This window comes from Dyella sp. 2YAF14, from assembly GCF_052114725.1.
Classification (GTDB): domain Bacteria; phylum Pseudomonadota; class Gammaproteobacteria; order Xanthomonadales; family Rhodanobacteraceae; genus Dyella.
In genome coordinates this window covers 1-16374 of record NZ_JBFRFH010000021.1, presented here as the reverse complement: position 1 = coordinate 16374, position 16374 = coordinate 1, and the positions used below count along the sequence as shown (strand labels likewise).

16 protein-coding genes are annotated in these 16374 nt (G+C 64.1%); 1 reads left to right on the top strand and 15 read right to left on the bottom strand.

Annotated elements, in window-relative coordinates; all coding sequences use genetic code 11:
* Positions 1 to 342: 342 nt before the first annotated feature.
* From AB4Y82_RS19500 to rpsB, 14 genes are all read right to left on the bottom strand, one after another.
* Positions 343 to 981, bottom strand: coding sequence for a ribonuclease HII (locus AB4Y82_RS19500; RefSeq protein ID WP_441605255.1), 639 nt, complete (start codon positions 979 to 981; stop codon positions 343 to 345).
* Positions 974 to 2185, bottom strand: a complete 1212-nt coding sequence (gene lpxB / locus AB4Y82_RS19495) for a lipid-A-disaccharide synthase (RefSeq protein ID WP_441605254.1) — start codon at positions 2183 to 2185, stop codon at positions 974 to 976. Before lpxB ends, AB4Y82_RS19500 begins: the two co-directional genes overlap by 8 nt.
* Positions 2186 to 2245: 60 nt before the next feature.
* Positions 2246 to 3019 carry an acyl-ACP--UDP-N-acetylglucosamine O-acyltransferase gene (gene lpxA, locus AB4Y82_RS19490; protein ID WP_441605253.1) on the bottom strand — a complete coding sequence of 258 codons (774 nt, stop codon included), beginning with the start codon at positions 3017 to 3019 and terminating at the stop codon, positions 2246 to 2248.
* Complete coding sequence (gene fabZ, locus AB4Y82_RS19485; protein ID WP_046972869.1) at positions 3016 to 3489, bottom strand: 3-hydroxyacyl-ACP dehydratase FabZ; 474 nt, start codon at positions 3487 to 3489, stop codon at positions 3016 to 3018. Before fabZ ends, lpxA begins: the two co-directional genes overlap by 4 nt.
* The gene (gene lpxD / locus AB4Y82_RS19480) at positions 3482 to 4510 is read right to left on the bottom strand and encodes a UDP-3-O-(3-hydroxymyristoyl)glucosamine N-acyltransferase (protein WP_441605252.1); all 1029 of its coding nucleotides are present in this window, start codon (positions 4508 to 4510) and stop codon (positions 3482 to 3484) included. The genes fabZ and lpxD overlap by 8 nt, the downstream gene beginning before the upstream one ends.
* A 157-nt stretch (positions 4511 to 4667) precedes the next feature.
* Positions 4668 to 7139 carry an outer membrane protein assembly factor BamA gene (gene bamA, locus AB4Y82_RS19475; protein WP_441605251.1) on the bottom strand — a complete coding sequence of 824 codons (2472 nt, stop codon included), beginning with the start codon at positions 7137 to 7139 and terminating at the stop codon, positions 4668 to 4670.
* Between the two features lie 219 nt (positions 7140 to 7358).
* Positions 7359 to 8705 carry an RIP metalloprotease RseP gene (rseP, locus tag AB4Y82_RS19470; RefSeq protein ID WP_441605250.1) on the bottom strand — a complete coding sequence of 449 codons (1347 nt, stop codon included), beginning with the start codon at positions 8703 to 8705 and terminating at the stop codon, positions 7359 to 7361.
* Positions 8706 to 8727: 22 nt separating this feature from the next.
* The gene (locus AB4Y82_RS19465) at positions 8728 to 9915 is read right to left on the bottom strand and encodes a 1-deoxy-D-xylulose-5-phosphate reductoisomerase (RefSeq protein ID WP_441605249.1); all 1188 of its coding nucleotides are present in this window, start codon (positions 9913 to 9915) and stop codon (positions 8728 to 8730) included.
* Entirely contained in the window at positions 9912 to 10730 is an 819-nt protein-coding gene (locus AB4Y82_RS19460; protein ID WP_441605248.1) for a phosphatidate cytidylyltransferase, read from the bottom strand. Before AB4Y82_RS19460 ends, AB4Y82_RS19465 begins: the two co-directional genes overlap by 4 nt.
* 8 nt (positions 10731 to 10738) lie before the next feature.
* Entirely contained in the window at positions 10739 to 11479 is a 741-nt protein-coding gene (gene uppS / locus AB4Y82_RS19455) for a polyprenyl diphosphate synthase (protein WP_441605247.1), read from the bottom strand.
* 25 nt (positions 11480 to 11504) lie between these two features.
* Entirely contained in the window at positions 11505 to 12062 is a 558-nt protein-coding gene (frr, locus tag AB4Y82_RS19450) for a ribosome recycling factor (protein ID WP_441605246.1), read from the bottom strand.
* A gap of 161 nt (positions 12063 to 12223) precedes the next feature.
* Positions 12224 to 12946, bottom strand: a complete 723-nt coding sequence (gene pyrH / locus AB4Y82_RS19445) for a UMP kinase (protein ID WP_441605245.1) — start codon at positions 12944 to 12946, stop codon at positions 12224 to 12226.
* Between the two features lie 211 nt (positions 12947 to 13157).
* On the bottom strand, positions 13158 to 14036 hold the full coding sequence (tsf, locus tag AB4Y82_RS19440) for a translation elongation factor Ts (protein ID WP_441605244.1): 879 nt from the start codon (positions 14034 to 14036) through the stop codon (positions 13158 to 13160).
* A gap of 58 nt (positions 14037 to 14094) precedes the next feature.
* Positions 14095 to 14985 (bottom strand): 30S ribosomal protein S2, encoded by an 891-nt coding sequence (rpsB, locus tag AB4Y82_RS19435; RefSeq protein WP_441605243.1) that lies wholly within the window; start codon positions 14983 to 14985, stop codon positions 14095 to 14097.
* Between the two features lie 347 nt (positions 14986 to 15332).
* Between rpsB and map the strand changes: the two genes are divergently transcribed.
* Positions 15333 to 16100: a type I methionyl aminopeptidase gene (gene map, locus AB4Y82_RS19430; RefSeq protein WP_046973047.1), complete on the top strand. Its 768-nt coding sequence runs from the start codon at positions 15333 to 15335 to the stop codon at positions 16098 to 16100.
* Positions 16101 to 16156: 56 nt separating this feature from the next.
* On the opposite strand, the gene AB4Y82_RS19425 is transcribed toward map, so the two are convergent.
* The coding region (locus AB4Y82_RS19425; protein WP_441605242.1) for a hypothetical protein at positions 16157 to 16374 on the bottom strand (218 nt) is incomplete at its 5' end.

Here is a 16374-nt window from a genome sequence, read left to right as displayed (position 1 = left end):
CGCGCTTGGAGCTTGAGTGCCATGCGGCTGGGGAGACCGCATGGGCCTGCATCCCTGCATACAGGAGACACCGCACCGCGTGGAACGTTCAGCGGGTGAGGGAGCAGGCGGTGGCTTTGGCTTCCTTATCCATTCGGATGCAGCGGCGGCGAAAAAGGTTGCCTCGCCATGACTGTCGCGTGCGGGCCGCTGCTCCATGTTTCGAGCCTAGCGTAGCGCTATTGCGAGCCGATGACGTGGGTCAATGGACATGCATGTACAGCCGCTATTTGGCCTCATCGATGCATCGCCAGACGCGACTCACAAGGAGTGAGTTGGACGTCCATTCCCCTTTGGATCGTTCTAGAACAGCACGCCCTGATCCACCAGGATCTTTACCGGCGCGAAGCTGCGTCGATGATGCGGGCACGGTCCCAGCCGCTGCAGCGCGGCCAGATGGGCCGGCGTACCGTAACCCTTGTGCTCGGCGAAGCCATAGCCGGGATGCTGGCGATCGAGTTCCACCATCCAGCGGTCGCGGGTGACCTTGGCGAGGATGGATGCTGCACTGATGGCAGGCTCCAGCGCGTCGCCGCCGATGATGGCGCGTCCTGCGCAGGGCAGGTCGCGCGGTAGTGCATTGCCGTCGATCCAGGCTTCGTGAGCGCTCGGCGTAAGCCCCGCCAGCGCGCGGCTCATGCCCGTCATGGTGGCCTGGAAGATGTTGATGCGGTCGATCTCGTCGGACATCACCATCACGATGCTATAGCTCAGCGCGCGCTCGACGATTTTCTCGTACAGCGCTTCGCGTTTGGCATGCGTGAGTTTCTTGGAATCGTCCAGGCCGCGGATGCGGGGCCTGGAGGGATCCAGGATCACCGCCGCCACCGCCACCGGACCTGCCAGCGGTCCGCGGCCGGCTTCGTCGACACCGGCGATAAAGCGCACGACGGCATCGGCGTCTGGCGCTACACGACGTGTCCTGGCCTTTGCTTCAGGCACGATGCGCCTCGATCAGCTCGGCGACCGCGTCGGCCGCCAGGTCGCCGGCATGGCCTTGCAGATCGCCGCGCAGGGCAAGATGCAACTGCTCGAACGCGGCGACAATGGCGCCACGACGCTCGCTGTCCTGGAACAGCGCCAGCGTGGCGTCGGCCAGCTTGTCAGCGGTGAAATCGTCCTGCATCAATTCGGGCACCAGTATCACGTCCTCGCCCATGCCATTGGCGCGAGCCAGGATATTGGGCAGCGAATAGACGTCCGTCTTGAGCATGTTCAGTGCGCGCGCAATGCGGTAGCTCACCGGCGAGACCCGGTAACCCACCACCATCGGACGCTTGGCCAGCATCGCCTCCAGCGTGGCCGTGCCGGAGGCGAGCATCACCACGTCGGCGGCGAGCATCGCTTCGTGCGCATGGCCGTCGATCAGCTGCGGCGCGCTTTCGTCGTCGGCATGGCCGATGATTTGCTTCAGGCTGGCATGCACGCGTTCGTTCGCGGCCGGCACGATGATGCGCAGGCCCGGCATCTGCGCGGCGACCTTGCGCGCCGCTTCGATGAAGGCGCTGCCAAGTTGTTTGATTTCGGAACCGCGGCTGCCCGGTAGCACGGCCAGCACAGGAACGCTGAGCGGAATACCGAGAAAATCGCGGGCGCCTATGCGATCGGAGACCAGCGCGAAACGGTCCGCCAGGGGATGGCCGACGAAGCGCGCATCGACGCCGTGACGTGCATAGATCGCCGGTTCCATCGGGAACAGGCATAGCACGCGATTCGCGCTGCGTCCGATTTTTTCCGTGCGCTTTTCGCGCCATGCCCAGACCGAAGGGCTGACGTAGTGCACGGTGCGGATGGCGGCTTCGCGCAGGCGTTTTTCCACGCCGAGGTTGAAGTCGGGCGCATCGATGCCGACCACTACATCCGGTCGTGCAGCGATGATGCGCGCCACCAGTTCCTTGCGCAGCTTCAGCAGCCGGGGCAGATGCGAGATGACCTCGGCGAAGCCAAACAGCGAGAGCTCCTTGATGTCGTACCAGGAGTCGAAGCCGGTGGCCTGCATGCGCGCGCCACCGATGCCGACGAAGCGCGCCTCCGGGTAGCGGCGGCGCAGCGCGGCGACCAGGTCGGCGCCCAGCTGATCGCCGGAGTCTTCGCCGGCGATGATGGCGATGGTGGGAGCGCGTCGGGTCACCTGGTTTTCAAGCATGTCGCGACACCCTCAAAGCCAGAGCCCGTACCCGATGGGTTGATATGAGCGAAGCTCATATCAACGTGCCAGCGAGCGCTCGCTGCGATCAAGGAACTCGAGCATGGCGCGCACGTCATCGCTGTCGTTGGCCTGCGTGCTCAGCTGCTCGCGCGCGTCGGCCAGCGTCAGGCCGGCCATGTACAGCGTGCGGTAGGCGCGCTTGATGGCGGAGATGCGCGTGGTGTCGAAACCGCGACGCTTGAGGCCTTCGCTGTTGATGCCGCGCGGACGTCCACGTTGTTCGTTGGCCATCATCACGAATGGCGGCACGTCCGAGCCCAGCAGGCAGCCCATGCCGATGAACGCGTGCGCGCCGATCTTGCAGAACTGGTGGGCGCCGGAGAAGCCGGCCATCACCACCCAGTCGCCCACTTCCACGTGGCCGGCGAGGGCGGAGTAGTTGGAGAACACCGTGTTGTTGCCGATCTGGCAATCGTGGGCGATGTGGACGTAGGCAAGAATCCAGTTGTCATTGCCGATGCGCGTGGCGCCGCCGCCGTCGCTGGTGCCGCGGTTGATGGTGACGAACTCGCGGATCAGGTTGCGATCGCCGATGATCAGCTCGGTCGGCTCGCCCTTGAACTTCTTGTCCTGCGGCGCGCCACCCAGGGAGGCGAACTGGCTGATCTGATTCTCGCGTCCGATGCGCGTGGGACCTTCGATCACCACGTGCGGACCGATCACCGTGCCTTCGCCGACATGCACGTCAGCGCCGATCACGCTGTACGCGCCGATGCTCACGTCATTGCCAATGACGGCGGAAGGATCGATCTGCGCGGTGGCATGGATCATTTGTCGGACCTCGCGGCGCACATCAGTTCGCAGCTCGCCACTTCCTTGCCGTTGACGATGGTGCGTGCCTCGAACAGGCCCATGCTGCGCAGCAGGCGCTTGAGTTCGACCTCAAGGCGCAGCTGATCGCCCGGTACCACCGGCGCGTTGAAGCGCGCGTTGTCCACCTTGGCCAGGTAGAACAGCGGACTGCCCGTGGTGCCCTTGAGGCGGCTGGAGATCTGCGTGAGCAGGCCGGCAGCCTGGGCCATGGCTTCCACGATGAGCACGCCCGGCATCACCGGGTGGCCCGGGAAATGGCCCTGGAAGAACGGCTCGTTGATCGTCACGTTCTTGATCGCCACGGCGCTCTTGTCAGGCACCAGCTCGATCACGCGGTCGACCAGCAGGAACGGATAGCGGTGCGGCAGCAGCTGCTGGATTTGTTCCACGTTCACGGGAAGGTGGAAGGGCACGGTCAGGTCACTCATTGTTGCTGTCCTTCTCCAGCGCCGAAAGGCGGCGCACGTATTCATCGAGATGCTTGAATCGGGCTGCGTTGCGCCGCCATTGGCGGTTTTCCTGCAGTGGGACGCCCGAGGAGTATTCACCGGGCTCGCGTATGGAGTGCGTGACCAGGCTCTTGGCGGTAATGGTAACCCGGTCGGCGACTTCCAGATGGCCAAGCACGCCCGCATTGCCGCCGATCATGCAGTAACGGCCGATCTTGGCGCTGCCGGCCACGGCGGCGCAGCCTGCCAAAGCCGTGTGCGCGCCAATGTAAACGTTGTGGGCGATCTGGATCTGGTTGTCCAGGCGCACGTCTTCCTCGAGCACGGTGTCGTCCAGCGCACCGCGGTCGATGGTGGTGTTGGCGCCGATTTCGCAGTCGTCGCCGATGCGCACGCCGCCCAGTTGCGGCAGCTTGATCCAGTGGTCGCGGTCGAAGGCGAGGCCGAAGCCGTCCGAACCGATCACCGCGCCCGGATGGACCAGCACGCGCTTGCCCAGGGTGACGCGGATCACCAGGGTCACGCGGGCGACCAGGCGACATTGGGCGCCTACGGTGCACTCGGGGCCGACGATGCAATGCGGGCCGAGTATCGCCCCGTCTTCCACCACGGCGCCGTCCTCGATCACGCAGCCCGGACCGATGCTGGCGGTCGGCGCCACGCGAGCGGTGGGCGCGACCACGGCCGTGGGATGGATGCCCTGCGGCGAGGCGGGCAGGCGTTCGAACAGGGCGGCGATCTTGGCGTAGGCCACATAGGGATCACGCGCCACCAGGGCGATCACCGGGCTGTCGGCCACGTTCTCTTCGCGCATCACCACCACGCCGGCGCGGGTAGCCGTCAGTTGCGAGGCGTATTTGCTGTTGGAGAGGAAGCTCAGCTGGCTCGGGCCGGCGCCGGCAAGGGTGCCCACGCCGTCGATGACGCGGGAGCCGTCGCCGTGACACACCAGGCCAAAACGCTCGGCCAGCTCGGATACGGTGGTTTGAAAAACGCTCATGTCAGCTCCCTGCAATCGGGCCATTGTAGGGCTCCCCGCCGGGGGCATCAAAAGTGCCCGGCGCGACGCAGTCGTCGCATCAGCGATGGTGGCCACAAAAAAGAAGGCGCGGCATGGCCGCGCCTTCTGCTGTTTCAACCTTGAGCCGGTCAGCCGATCAGAACTGGCTGCCGAAGGTGAACTGGATGCGCTCCTCGTAGTGACCGTCATCCGCCTGGGTGCGCAGCGGCACGGCGAAGTTGATGATCAGCGGGCCGATCGGCGCCTGCCAGTGCAGCGAGAGACCCGTGGAGACGCGCAGCGTCTTGGCCGTGAAGCTCTGGTAATCCTGGTAGGCGTTGCCGACGTCCACGAACCACGACACGCGGGCCGTGTTGATGTCCTTGAGGAACGGCAGCGGCAGGTACAGCTCGGCCGTGCCCAGCACCTTGAACGCGCCACCCAGCGGCTGTGCGTAGCTGTACACACTGCCTTGGCAGGTGCCGTTCGGCAGCGGGGTGATCGGCACCTGCTTGCCCGTGGCCGGATCGGTCACGGTGCCCACGCAGACGCGCGGACCCAGCGTGTTGTCCTGGAAGCCACGAACGTCGCGCACACCGCCGGAGTAGAAGTTCTCCCAGAACGGGAAGGTGATCTTCTCGCCGGCCGTGTAGGTGGTGCCGCCATCGTTGTCGAAGGTCTGGCCGTAGGTCTTGCCGTAACCGACCTGGCCGTCCACGTAGAGCACGAAGCCCTTGCCGATCGGCCAGTAATGGTTCGCCTCACCCATGATCTTGTAGTACTGCACGGTGGAGCCGGGCAGTGCGATATCGGTCGACAGCGAGATCAAGCCGCCGCGGGTCGGCGCCCAGTAACCGTTGCGTGTGTCGTGGTTCCAGCCCAGCGTGGCATCCCAGGTGTGGATGGTCTGGTGGCCCAGCGCGTTCTGGTAGTCGATCAGCACCTGCGGCGAGTAGTTGGCCGTCTGCGTGACGGTGTTGCCGTTCTCGTCGACGGTCAGGTACTGGTAGCTGAGGTTGATCTTGTTGCTACTGAGGCCCAGACCCGCGCGGATGTTGTCCGTTTCGGAAATCGGGAAGCTCAGGAAGCTGGAGAACGACTTCATCGAACTTTCGTAGTTCACGAAGTCGCTGTTGGTATCGCCGTAGTTGCTCTTGGTGTAACCGGCGTTGTAACCGATACCCACGCCGCTATCGGTGAGGTACGGGTTGAAGTAGCTGGCGTTGATGCTGGTGGAGTAGTCGCTGCGCGATGCGCCCACGGTGAAGCTGTCACCGGTGCCCATGAAGTTGTTCTGCGACACCGACGCGGACAGGATGATGCCCGAGTACTGCGAATAGCCCACGCCGAACATCAGGCTGCCGGCGGACTGTTCTTCCACCTTCACGGTCAGGTCGACCTGGTCTTCGGTGCCCGGCACCAGCGCCTTGTCGATGTTGACCGTCTTGAAATAGCCCAGGCGCTGCAGGCGGATCTTGGAGCGGTCGATCGCCGGCTGCGAGAACCAGCTGCCTTCCAGCTGGCGCATTTCGCGGCGCATCACGTCGTCTTCCGTGCGGGTGTTGCCCTGGAAGATCACGCGGCGCACGTACACGCGCTTGCCCGGCTCGATGTAGAGCGTGAGGTCGACGGTACGCTTGTCCTTGTCCAGCTTCGGCACCGGCGTCACCTTGGCGAACGCATAACCGATGCTGGCCAGGATGGTCTTGATCGCGTTGGTGCTCGCTTCGATCGCCTTGCGATTGAAGGTGTCGCCCTTGTGCACATACACCAGCTGATGCAGCGAGTCCTCGGGGAGGACCAGCTCACCAAGCAGATGCACGTCGGAGATGGTGTAGATATCGCCTTCCTTGACGCTGGCGGCGATGTACATCGAGCGCTTGTCCGGCGCGATCGTCACCTGCGTGGAGTCGACGCCGAAGTCGGCGTAGCCGCGGTCCATGTAGTAGGACTGCAGCTTTTCCAGGTCGCCGGAAAGCTTTTCGCGCGAGTACTGGTCGTCCTTCGAATACCACGACAGCATGTTGGACGTGCTCGACTCGAATCCCTTGCGGATTTCCTTGTCGGTGAACGCCTTGTTGCCGACGATGTTGATTTCCTTGATCTTCGCGACCTTGCCTTCGCGAATTTCAATGTCGACGGCCACGCGGTTGCGATCGAGGTTAGTCACGTGCGGATCGACCGACACGTTGTACTTGCCGCGGTTGTAGTACTGGCGAACCAGTTCCTGCTGCACGCGATCGAGCGACAGGCGGTCGAAGGTCTCGCCTTCGGACAGGCCGATTTCCTTCAGGCCCTTGCGCAGATCCTCTTCTTTGATGTCCTTGTTGCCGCGCAGGGTGAGCTTGGCGATCGAGGGACGCTCGACCACCTTGATGACCATGATGTCGCCTTCGCGATCGATTTCGACATCGCTGAAGAACTTGGTCTGATAAAGCGCACGGATGGCGCGCTGGGCGCCATCGTTGGTCAGGCGGTCGCCACGGTTGACCGGCAGGTAGTTGAGTACCGTACCGGCTGAAATGCGGCTGAGGCCATCGATGCGGATATCGGAAACGACGAAGGGCTCGAAAGCGAGGACATTGGCGGACAGTGAGGCAAGCAGGATCAGGGCGGCGATACGCTTCATCGTCGATTCCGTTGGTTTATTCCGATAGGACGGCTTTTTAGGGCCGCCCCGATCAATACGTGAAGCCAGGACAAGCCCAGCCTTGAAAGGGTGCTTGCATCTTCCCCAGATGCACCGGGTAAACCACCGCCATGTTTCCGTAGCAAGCGCGTGATCGCGCACGCTGCAGATACGGCTGTCCGTCGGACGTCGCGCGACTTTCGGCAAAGCCGGTGCGCGTCACGAGGGCAGGAAGCGATGGATGTCGTTGTAGAAAGCCAATCCCATTAACGTGAACAACATGACCAGGCCGACATACTGACCTGCCATCATCGCACGTTCGCTGACGGGACTGCCTTTGACCAACTCAATAAGGTAATACAGCAGCCAACCACCGTCCAAGACCGGTATCGGCATCAGGTTGAGGATCGCAAGACTTAGCGACACCATGGCCAGGAAGCTGAAGAACCAGCCGATCCCCATGCTCGCCGAGGCGTTGGCCACCTGGGCGATGCCGATGACGCCGGAAAGGTTCTTGGTGGATGCCTGTCCGGTCAGCATCTTGCCGATCATGTTGAAGGTGGAGGCGGCGCTGTTCCAAGTGGTTTCCAGCGACGCACCGACGGCCTTCAGCGGGCCATAGCGAAGTACGGCCGGTTCGCGCTGGGCGAACTGCACGCCGATCACCCAGTTGGTCGGCTGACCTTCCAGCGACTCCATGCGGGCCGTGACGGACAGCGGAATGGTCTTGCCGTTGCGCTCCACCACGATGGCCAGGGTCGGCGACTTGGCCGCCTGCTCCGGCACCAGTCGCTGGAATTGCTCGTAGCTGTCCACGGCGGTGCCGTTGAGACTGATGACGCGGTCGCCGCCCTGCATGCCGCCCACCGAGGCAGGCTTGCCCGGAAGCACGATGCCAACGAGAGCTGGCGAAGGGGCCAGCTTGAGGCCGAGCTGGTCCAGGTATTGCCCGATGTCCTGACCGGCCGGCAGCTGGTTCAGCGGCAACGTGAGGTTGCGCGTGCTGCCGTCCGTGCCGCGAACTTCCATGGGCAGCGGATCGCGGCCGAGCATGGCGTTGGCGACGACATCCATGGAGTCGCTCCAGGTGGCCACCACGTGGCCACCCACACTCAGGATGCGGTCACCGGTGCGCACACCGGCGTCGGCGGCCATGCTCTTGGGCGCAGCGTCGACGACCGGCGCAACGTCCGGCTTGCCCACCAGGAACATCAGCCAGAACGCAAACAGGGTGAAGATCAGATTGAAGGCGGGGCCGGCGGCGACAATCGCAATGCGCTGCCATACCGGCTTGGCGGTGAATTCCTGGCCGGCGAGGGCGGGATCGACCTCGCCTTCGCGGGCGTCCAGCATCTTCACGTAGCCGCCCAGGGGGATCATGGCAACCTGGTACTCGGTGCCGTCCTTGCCGATGCGCTTCCAGATCGCCTTGCCGAAGCCCACGGAAAAACGCAGCACCTTGACGCCGCAACGCCGTGCTACCCAGTAGTGTCCAAATTCGTGAAAGGTCACCAGCACGCCTAGCGTGACGAGTAACCAAAACACTGAGCCAAATACACTATTCATCGGTGAGAGCTTATCAGGCTTGTCAGCAAGCGTTGCGAAGGATGCGGCGGGCGGCCTCGCGGGCCGTGCGGTCGCGTTCATTCAGGGTCTGGACATCGACCACAGCTTGCGGCGGCAGTTCCGTAAGCACGCTCTCAACGAGATCGGCGATACCCAGGAAGGGCAGCCCGCCGGCCAGGAAAGCCTCGACGGCAACCTCGTTGGCGGCGTTGAGAATGGCCGTGGCATCGCCGCCCGCCCGCAGCGCCTGGAAGGCCAGCGCAAGGCAGCGGAACGTGGCCAGATCAGGCTGCTGGAACGTCAGCGGAGCGCAGGCGGCCAGGTCCAGCGGCGCCACACCCGCTTCGATGCGCGCCGGCCACGCCAGCGCATGGGCGATCGCCGTACGCATGTCCGGATTGCCCAGTTGGGCCAGCACCGAACCGTCGACGTATTCGACCATCGAATGCACCAGGCTCTGCGGGTGCACCAGCACGTCGATCACGTCCGGGGCGGCGCCAAACAAATGGTGCGCCTCGATGACTTCCAGGCCCTTGTTCATCAGGGTGGCCGAATCCACCGAAATCTTGCGTCCCATCACCCAGTTGGGGTGCTTGCAGGCCTGCTCCGGGGTGACCCCTGCAAGTTCGGCGCGCGTACGGCCACGGAACGGGCCGCCGGAGGCAGTCAAGATGAGACGGCGCACGCCGCTGGCGGCCAGGTTGGGACGGCCGCCCGGCAGGCACTGGAAGATCGCGTTGTGTTCCGAATCGACCGGAATCAACTCGCCGCCGCCGACCGCCAACGCGTCCAGCAGCAGCGCGCCGGCCATCACGATGGATTCCTTGTTGGCCAGCAGCAGGCGCTTGCCGGTACGTGCGGCGGCGAGCGTGGAGTCCAGTCCGGCGGCGCCGACGATGGCCGCCACCACGGTGTCGCACAGGTCGCCCGAGACAGCCTGGGTAACAGCGTCATGGCCGCTGGCAACGTCACAGCGCACGCCAGCCGCGGTTAGGCGGCGAACCAGCTCGGCTTCGAGCGACGGATCGGCAATGACGGCAAGTTCAGGACGGAAACGGACGCACAGCTCGGCCAGCGCAGCGACATTGCTGTGCGCCGCAAGCACGGTGGCGCGAAAACGGTCGGGATGGCGGGCAATCACATCCAGCGTGCTGCCACCGATCGAGCCGGTCGCACCCAGTACCGCCACCTTGCGCAAGCTATGACTCATAGACCCAGCAGAAGCATGCCGGCAGCGAACACCGGCATCGCGGCGAACACGCTGTCCAGGCGATCAAGCAGGCCGCCATGACCGGGGAACAGGTTACCCGAATCCTTCACGGCGGCATGGCGCTTCATCAGGCTCTCGAAAAGGTCGCCCACGATCGAGACCACTACGACGAACACCGACAGCACCAACAGGCCAATGAGCTTGCCGCCACTGACGCCGAGCAGCGAACCACCCACGCCGGCGACGATGGCGCCAGCCACGAAGGCGCCGTAGACACCCGCCCAGGTCTTGCCGGGGCTGATGGTGGGAGCGAGCTTGCGACGGCCGAACTGGCGGCCGCTGAAATACGCGCCGATATCGGCAGCCCACACGATCAACAGCGCGAGCATGGTCCACCAGTTGCCGCGGTCTGCCGCGCCATGAATGGTCACGGCGGCGATCCACGCCGGCACGATGGTCAGCAGGCCGGCGCCCAGCTTGATCAGCATATTTTCGCGCGTGGGCGCGGCACCGAAGGCGAAGTGGCGCAGCCATTGGCCGACCACGATCCACCAGCTCACGCCGATGCCGATCAGCACCGGCCAGGTGATGCCGGCGCGCACGTACCAGCACAGCGCGAAGATCGCGGCGGTGAGCACCAGCAGGGCGGCGCGTGCGGCGTTTTCCTTCAGGCCCGACAGCCGGGTCCATTCCCACATCGCGGCAAGAAAGGCGAGAGCGACGATCGCCGCAAACAGGCCCGTCGGCGCCAGCAGGATCAGGGCGATCACCAGCGGGGCGAGCAGCAGTGCGGTCAAGGTGCGCTGGAGCAGCATGAATGTCCTTACGCCTGTTTGGCGACTTGGTCGCCGGTCTTGCCGAATCGGCGTTCGCGGCGTGCGTAATCGTCGATGGCGCTCTTCAAGCAAGCCTCGTCGAAATCGGGCCACAGGGTATCGGTAAAGTGCAGCTCCGCGTAGGCAAGCTGCCACAAAAGAAAGTTGCTGACGCGGCACTCGCCGCCGGTTCGGATAAACAGATCCAGCGGTGGCAGTTCGGCCAGGCACATGCCCTGGCCAAGCGTGGTTTCGTTGATGTCCTCGGCGCGCAGCTCGCCGCGTGCCACCGCTTCGGCGGCCTTGCGCGCTGCCTGCACGATGTCCCAGCGACCGCCGTAGCTCACGGCAATATTCAGATGCAGCGCCTCGTTGCCGGCGGTGCGCGCCATCGCGACCAGCATGCGCTGGCGCAGGCCAGCTTCGAAACTGTCCAGGTCACCGACGAAGCGAATGCGCACGCCGTTGCCGTGCAGTTCGTCCACTTCCTTGTCCAGCGCGCGCACGAACAATTCCATCAGCGCGCCGACTTCATCCTGCGGGCGCTGCCAGTTCTCGCTGGAAAACGCGAACAGCGTGAGCACCTTGACGCCCTGGCGCAGACAGCTTTCGACCACGTTGCGCACGGCCTTGCGGCCGGCGTTGTGGCCGAACGTGCGCGGTCGGTGGCGCAGCTTCGCCCAGCGACCGTTGCCATCCATCACGATGGCAACGTGGCGCGGTGTCCGCGCGGGATCGGCGCTGGTCATGGGCAGGCGCTCAGAGCGATGGCGCTTAGAGCGCCATCAGCTCCTCTTCCTTGTTCTTGACGACACCGTCGACGTCTTTGACGAAGCGGTCGGTCAGCTTCTGGATTTCGTCCTCGGCCTTGCGCTCGTCGTCTTCCGTGATCAGCTTTTCCTTGAGCAGATCCTTGACCTGCTGCATGGCGTCGCGACGCACGTTGCGGATGGCGATCTTGGCGTCCTCGCCTTCATGCGCCACGTGCTTGGCCAGCTCGCGGCGGCGCTCTTCGGTGAGCGGCGGCATGTTGAGGCGGATGGTGAGGCCCGAGGTGTTCGGCGTGATGCCGACGTCCGAGGCCATGATGGCTTTTTCGATCGGGCCGACCAGGGTCTTTTCGAACGGAGTGATGATGATGGAGCGCGAATCGCCCAGCGCCACCGTGGCCACCTGGTTCAGCGGCATGTCCGAGCCGTAGTACGGCACCTTGATGCCGTCGACCAGGGCGGTGCTCGCGCGACCCGTGCGCAGGCGCATCAGGTTGTGCTTGAGCGAGTCGATGCTCTTGCCCATGCGGGTCTGGGCATCGTTCTTGATGTCGTTAAGCATGGGAAACCCCTCAAACCGTGCAAGCCCGCGAGTATAGCAGGGGCCCATGAGGGCGGGGCGGGGGAGTGGGTCGTGGCGACGGCTCGGGGTGAGGGATGGTTGCCAGGGATGTGGGGTGAGCAGCGTCCGCGCGACTCACCCCCAGCTGCTCACTCAATTCCTCAGTCGTCTGACACCAGCGTGCCGATCGCCTCGCCCTGCATGATGCGCATGAGGTTGCCGGGCACCGTCATGTCGTAGATGCGCAGCGGCATGCCGTGGTCGCGGCACAGCGCGATGGCGGCGGTATCCATCACGGCCAGCTTGCCCTCGATCACCTGGTCGTAGGTGAGCGTGTCGTAGCGCGTGGCGTCCTTGTGTCGAGCCGGATCGGCGGTGTAGACGCCATCCACCTTGGTGGCCTTCAGCAGCAGGTCCGCGCCCACTTCCACGGCGCGCAGCGCGGCGGCCGAGTCGGTGGTGAAGAACGGATTGCCAGTGCCGGCCGCGAACAAGACGATGCGGCCCTTTTCGATATGGCGGATCGCGCGGCGGCGGATGAAGTCTTCGGATACGTCGTGGATCTGGATCGCACTCATCACGCGGGCAAAGCCGCCGCGACGCTCGATGGCGTCCTGCATGGCCAGTGCGTTCATCACGGTGGCCAGCATGCCCATGTGGTCGCCGGTGACGCGGTCCATGCCGGCGGCTGCCAGGCCCGCGCCGCGGAAGATGTTGCCACCACCGATGACTACGCCGATCTGGATGCCTGCCCTTTGGACTTCGATGATTTCGTCGGCGAGGCGGCCGATCACTTTCGGGTCGATGCCGTAGTCGGCCTCGCCCATGAGGGCTTCACCGGAGAGTTTGAGCAGGATGCGGCGGTAATTAAGCGGTGCGCTCATGGGGTCTCCGGATTGTGTGGGCAAAACGCGCGTATTGTAACGGCAGTGACGCGAACGGGTAAGGGTTGCGTGCCGTGACGGGGGAAGAAAAGCCGGCTGCACCGTGGGGGCGGGGGAGGGGCGCCGCACGCTTGGCGCGGCGGCAGGCTTTCATAAAAAAAGAAGCCGCGGTTGCCCGCGGCTTCTTCGAGGCTTCCTGCAATGGGAGGCCTTAGACCTGCATCGCCTTGGCCACTTCGGCCAGATAGTCTTCCTGCACCTTCTCGATGCCTTCGCCGACGGCCAGGCGGACCACGGCCACGACGTCAGCGCCTTCCTTCTTCAGGACATCGCCGACGGTGACATTGGTGTCCAGCACGTAGGGCTGGCCGACCAGGGTCACTTCCGACACGATCTTGTTGATCTTGCCGGAGATGATCTTCTCCAGGATGTCGGCCGGCTTGGCCTTGTCCTTGTCGGTCATCTGGCTCAGCGCGATGTCCTTTTCCTTCGCGATGAACTCGGCCGGGACGTGCTCCGGCTTGATGTGCGGCGGGTTCATGGCAGCCACGTGCATGGCGATGCCCTTGGCCAGCTCTTCCGAGCCGCCCTTGAGCGCCACGATCACGCCGATCTTGCCGCCGTGCGAATAGGTGGCCAGCGGGCCATCGTTCGCGACGTGGGCGATGCGGCGCACTTCGATCTTCTCGCCGATGGTGGCGGTCTGGGACTTGGCGGCAGCTTCGACGCTGTCGGCGCCCGGGAAGGCGGCAGCCTTGGCGGCGTCGATGTCGGCAGCGCCCGAGGCCAGCACGGCTTCGGCCACTTCGTTGGTGAACTGCACGAAATTCGGCGCCTTGGCGACGAAATCGGTTTCGCTGTTCACTTCGACCAGCACGGCGTTGCCGTTGCCCTGGGCGGTCGCGATGCGACCTTCGGCGGCGACGCGGTCAGCCTTCTTGTCGGCCTTGGCCAGGCCGGTCTTGCGCAGGTATTCCACAGCGGCGTCGATGTCGCCGTTGTTCTCGACCAGCGCCTTTTTGCAATCCATCATGCCGGCGCCGGAGCGCTCGCGCAGTTCGCTAACCAGTTTTGCGGAAATGGCGGTCATCTGGGTTCCTCAAAAGCTTTGATGCGCCCCGACCCTTGCGGGCCGGGGCAGGGAAGGCTTACTCGCCGTCCGACGACGGCTCGTCGGCGCGACCGCGGCCACCACGGCCACCGTCACGACGCGGCGCGCCAGCGCCCTTCTTGGCCGGACCACGGTTGTTGCGGTCGTCACGGCGCGGGGCAGCCTTGCGCTCGTCCTTGGCCACCGGGTTGCCTTCTTCGTCCAGCTCAACGAACTCGTTGGCGTCGCCCTGGGCGGCAGCCGGCGCAGCGGCCTTGCCTTCCAGGATCGAGTCGGCAGCGGCACGGGCGTACAGCTGGATGGCGCGGATGGCGTCGTCGTTACCCGGGATGGCGTAATCGACCAGTTCCGGGTTGTAGTTGGTGTCGACCACGGCGATCACCGGGATGCCAAGCTTCTTGGCTTCCTGCACGGCGATGTCTTCGTGACCGATGTCGATGATGAACAGCGCGTCGGGCAGACGGTTCATGTCCTTGATGCCGCCCAGCGAATTCTGCAGCTTGTCGCGCTCGCGGCGGCGAGCCAGCACTTCGTGCTTGACCAGCTTCTCGAAGCTGCCGTCGGTTTCAGCGGCTTCCAGTTCCTTCAGGCGGGCAACCGACTGCTTCACGGTGCGGAAGTTGGTCAGCATGCCGCCGAGCCAGCGGGCGGTCACGAACGGCATACCGGCGCGCGCGGCTTCTTCAGCCAACGGCTCACGGGCCGAACGCTTGGTGCCGACGAACAGGACGGTGCCACGCTTCTGGGCGATGGCCGACAGGAAATTCATCGCGTCGGTGAAGAGCGGGAGCGTCTTCTCGAGGTTGATGATGTGGATCTTGCCGCGGGCGCCAAAGATGTACGGAGCCATCTTCGGGTTCCAGTAACGGGTCTGGTGACCGAAATGCACGCCAGCTTCGAGCATTTGGCGCATGGTGACTTGAGCCATGGTGTAACTCCAATTTGTTGGGCCGGCCCTGCGAGAGGGGGAATGGCCCGGGGGTTGGGACCTCCACGCATCCCCGACTTCGACCCCGGCAGCCCGTTATGATTGGGTAGGCTGACCAAGGCACCCCGAAGACGGTGCCGATGCGTGTGTGGCGTTTAAGTGTCCGATCAAGGACTTGTGGGGGTTGCACCGCAAGGCGGTTACAATCTCCCTCGCTCTGCGACGACCGTCTGGACCCATGGAAAGGGACGCGTCGGGTCAGCAAAACTTCGAAATTGTAGCCGGTGCGCCGGCGATGCGGCAAGTCGCTGGATTTTCAGCAGGTTTGCCGCCATGTGAGTAGAACTATGGCAGTCACCCTTAAAACCCCCGAAGACATCCAGGCCATGCGCGAGGCCGGCAAGCTGGCCGCCGAAGTGCTTGCCATGCTCAAGGAGCATGTAAAGCCCGGCGTGACCACCGAAGACCTCGATCGGCTGGCCTACGAGCACATCGTCAATGTGCAGAAGGCGATCCCGGCCAACGTGGGCTACAACGGCTTTCCCAAGACGTTGTGCACCTCGGTCAACCATGTGATCTGCCACGGCATTCCGACGCCGGGCAAAGTCCTCAAGGACGGCGACATTATCAATCTCGATGTCACCGTCATCAAGGACGGCTGGCACGGCGATACCAGCCGCATGTATTTCGTCGGCACCCCGTCGGTGCTGGCCAAGCGCCTGGTGGACACCACTTATGAAGCGATGATGCACGGCATCCAGGCGGTGCGCCCGGGCGCGACGCTGGGCGACATCGGCGCGGCGATCCAGAAGCACGCGGAAGCGGCCGGTTTCTCGGTGGTGCGCGAGTACTGCGGGCACGGCATCGGCAAGGTCTATCACGATGAGCCGCAGATCCTGCATTACGGGCGTCCGAGCACGGGCCTGGAGCTGAAGAAGGGCATGACCTTCACGGTCGAACCGATGATCAACGCGGGCAAGCCGCAGACCAAGCAGTTGCCGGATGGCTGGACGGTGGTGACCAAGGATCACTCGTTGTCGGCGCAGTGGGAGCACACGATTGCGGTGACGGATGATGGGTTTGAGATTTTGACGCCTTGGCCGGATGCGGCTTGATTCCGCGTCGGTATTTTTAAGGTGTGAGGAAAGGTCGCTACGGCGGCCTTTCTTTTTCAGCTCGTCATCCTGGCGCAGGCCGGGATCCAGTACCGATGCGACACGGTTGTCGCCTTATCGCCAGCGTGCCGCCTACGCGGCGGGCGTTTCGATCGGCTGCCGCCGACCGAGTCACTTTTCTTTTGCTGGCCCAAAAGATCCCACGGGACTAGCTTCGCGTCGAAAGTAACCCAAAGAAAATGGCCTGATAACGCCCGCAGCATCGTGTTGGGAT

What these genes read in the sequence shown, in the direction of transcription:
- bamA (WP_441605251.1), bottom strand. Translation starts at nt 7,139, where the DNA reads ATGAAGCGTATCGCCGCCCTGATCCTGCTTGCCTCACTGTCCGCCAAT.
- frr (WP_441605246.1), bottom strand. Translation starts at nt 12,062, where the DNA reads ATGCTTAACGACATCAAGAACGATGCCCAGACCCGCATGGGCAAGAGC.
- map (WP_046973047.1), top strand. Translation starts at nt 15,333, where the DNA reads ATGGCAGTCACCCTTAAAACCCCCGAAGACATCCAGGCCATGCGCGAG.
- AB4Y82_RS19465 (WP_441605249.1), bottom strand. Translation starts at nt 9,915, where the DNA reads ATGAGTCATAGCTTGCGCAAGGTGGCGGTACTGGGTGCGACCGGCTCG.
- lpxA (WP_441605253.1), bottom strand. Translation starts at nt 3,019, where the DNA reads ATGATCCATGCCACCGCGCAGATCGATCCTTCCGCCGTCATTGGCAAT.
- uppS (WP_441605247.1), bottom strand. Translation starts at nt 11,479, where the DNA reads ATGACCAGCGCCGATCCCGCGCGGACACCGCGCCACGTTGCCATCGTG.
- lpxB (WP_441605254.1), bottom strand. Translation starts at nt 2,185, where the DNA reads ATGCTTGAAAACCAGGTGACCCGACGCGCTCCCACCATCGCCATCATC.
- pyrH (WP_441605245.1), bottom strand. Translation starts at nt 12,946, where the DNA reads ATGAGCGCACCGCTTAATTACCGCCGCATCCTGCTCAAACTCTCCGGT.
- AB4Y82_RS19460 (WP_441605248.1), bottom strand. Translation starts at nt 10,730, where the DNA reads ATGCTGCTCCAGCGCACCTTGACCGCACTGCTGCTCGCCCCGCTGGTG.
- rseP (WP_441605250.1), bottom strand. Translation starts at nt 8,705, where the DNA reads ATGAATAGTGTATTTGGCTCAGTGTTTTGGTTACTCGTCACGCTAGGC.
- fabZ (WP_046972869.1), bottom strand. Translation starts at nt 3,489, where the DNA reads ATGAGTGACCTGACCGTGCCCTTCCACCTTCCCGTGAACGTGGAACAA.
- tsf (WP_441605244.1), bottom strand. Translation starts at nt 14,036, where the DNA reads ATGACCGCCATTTCCGCAAAACTGGTTAGCGAACTGCGCGAGCGCTCC.
- lpxD (WP_441605252.1), bottom strand. Translation starts at nt 4,510, where the DNA reads ATGAGCGTTTTTCAAACCACCGTATCCGAGCTGGCCGAGCGTTTTGGC.
- rpsB (WP_441605243.1), bottom strand. Translation starts at nt 14,985, where the DNA reads ATGGCTCAAGTCACCATGCGCCAAATGCTCGAAGCTGGCGTGCATTTC.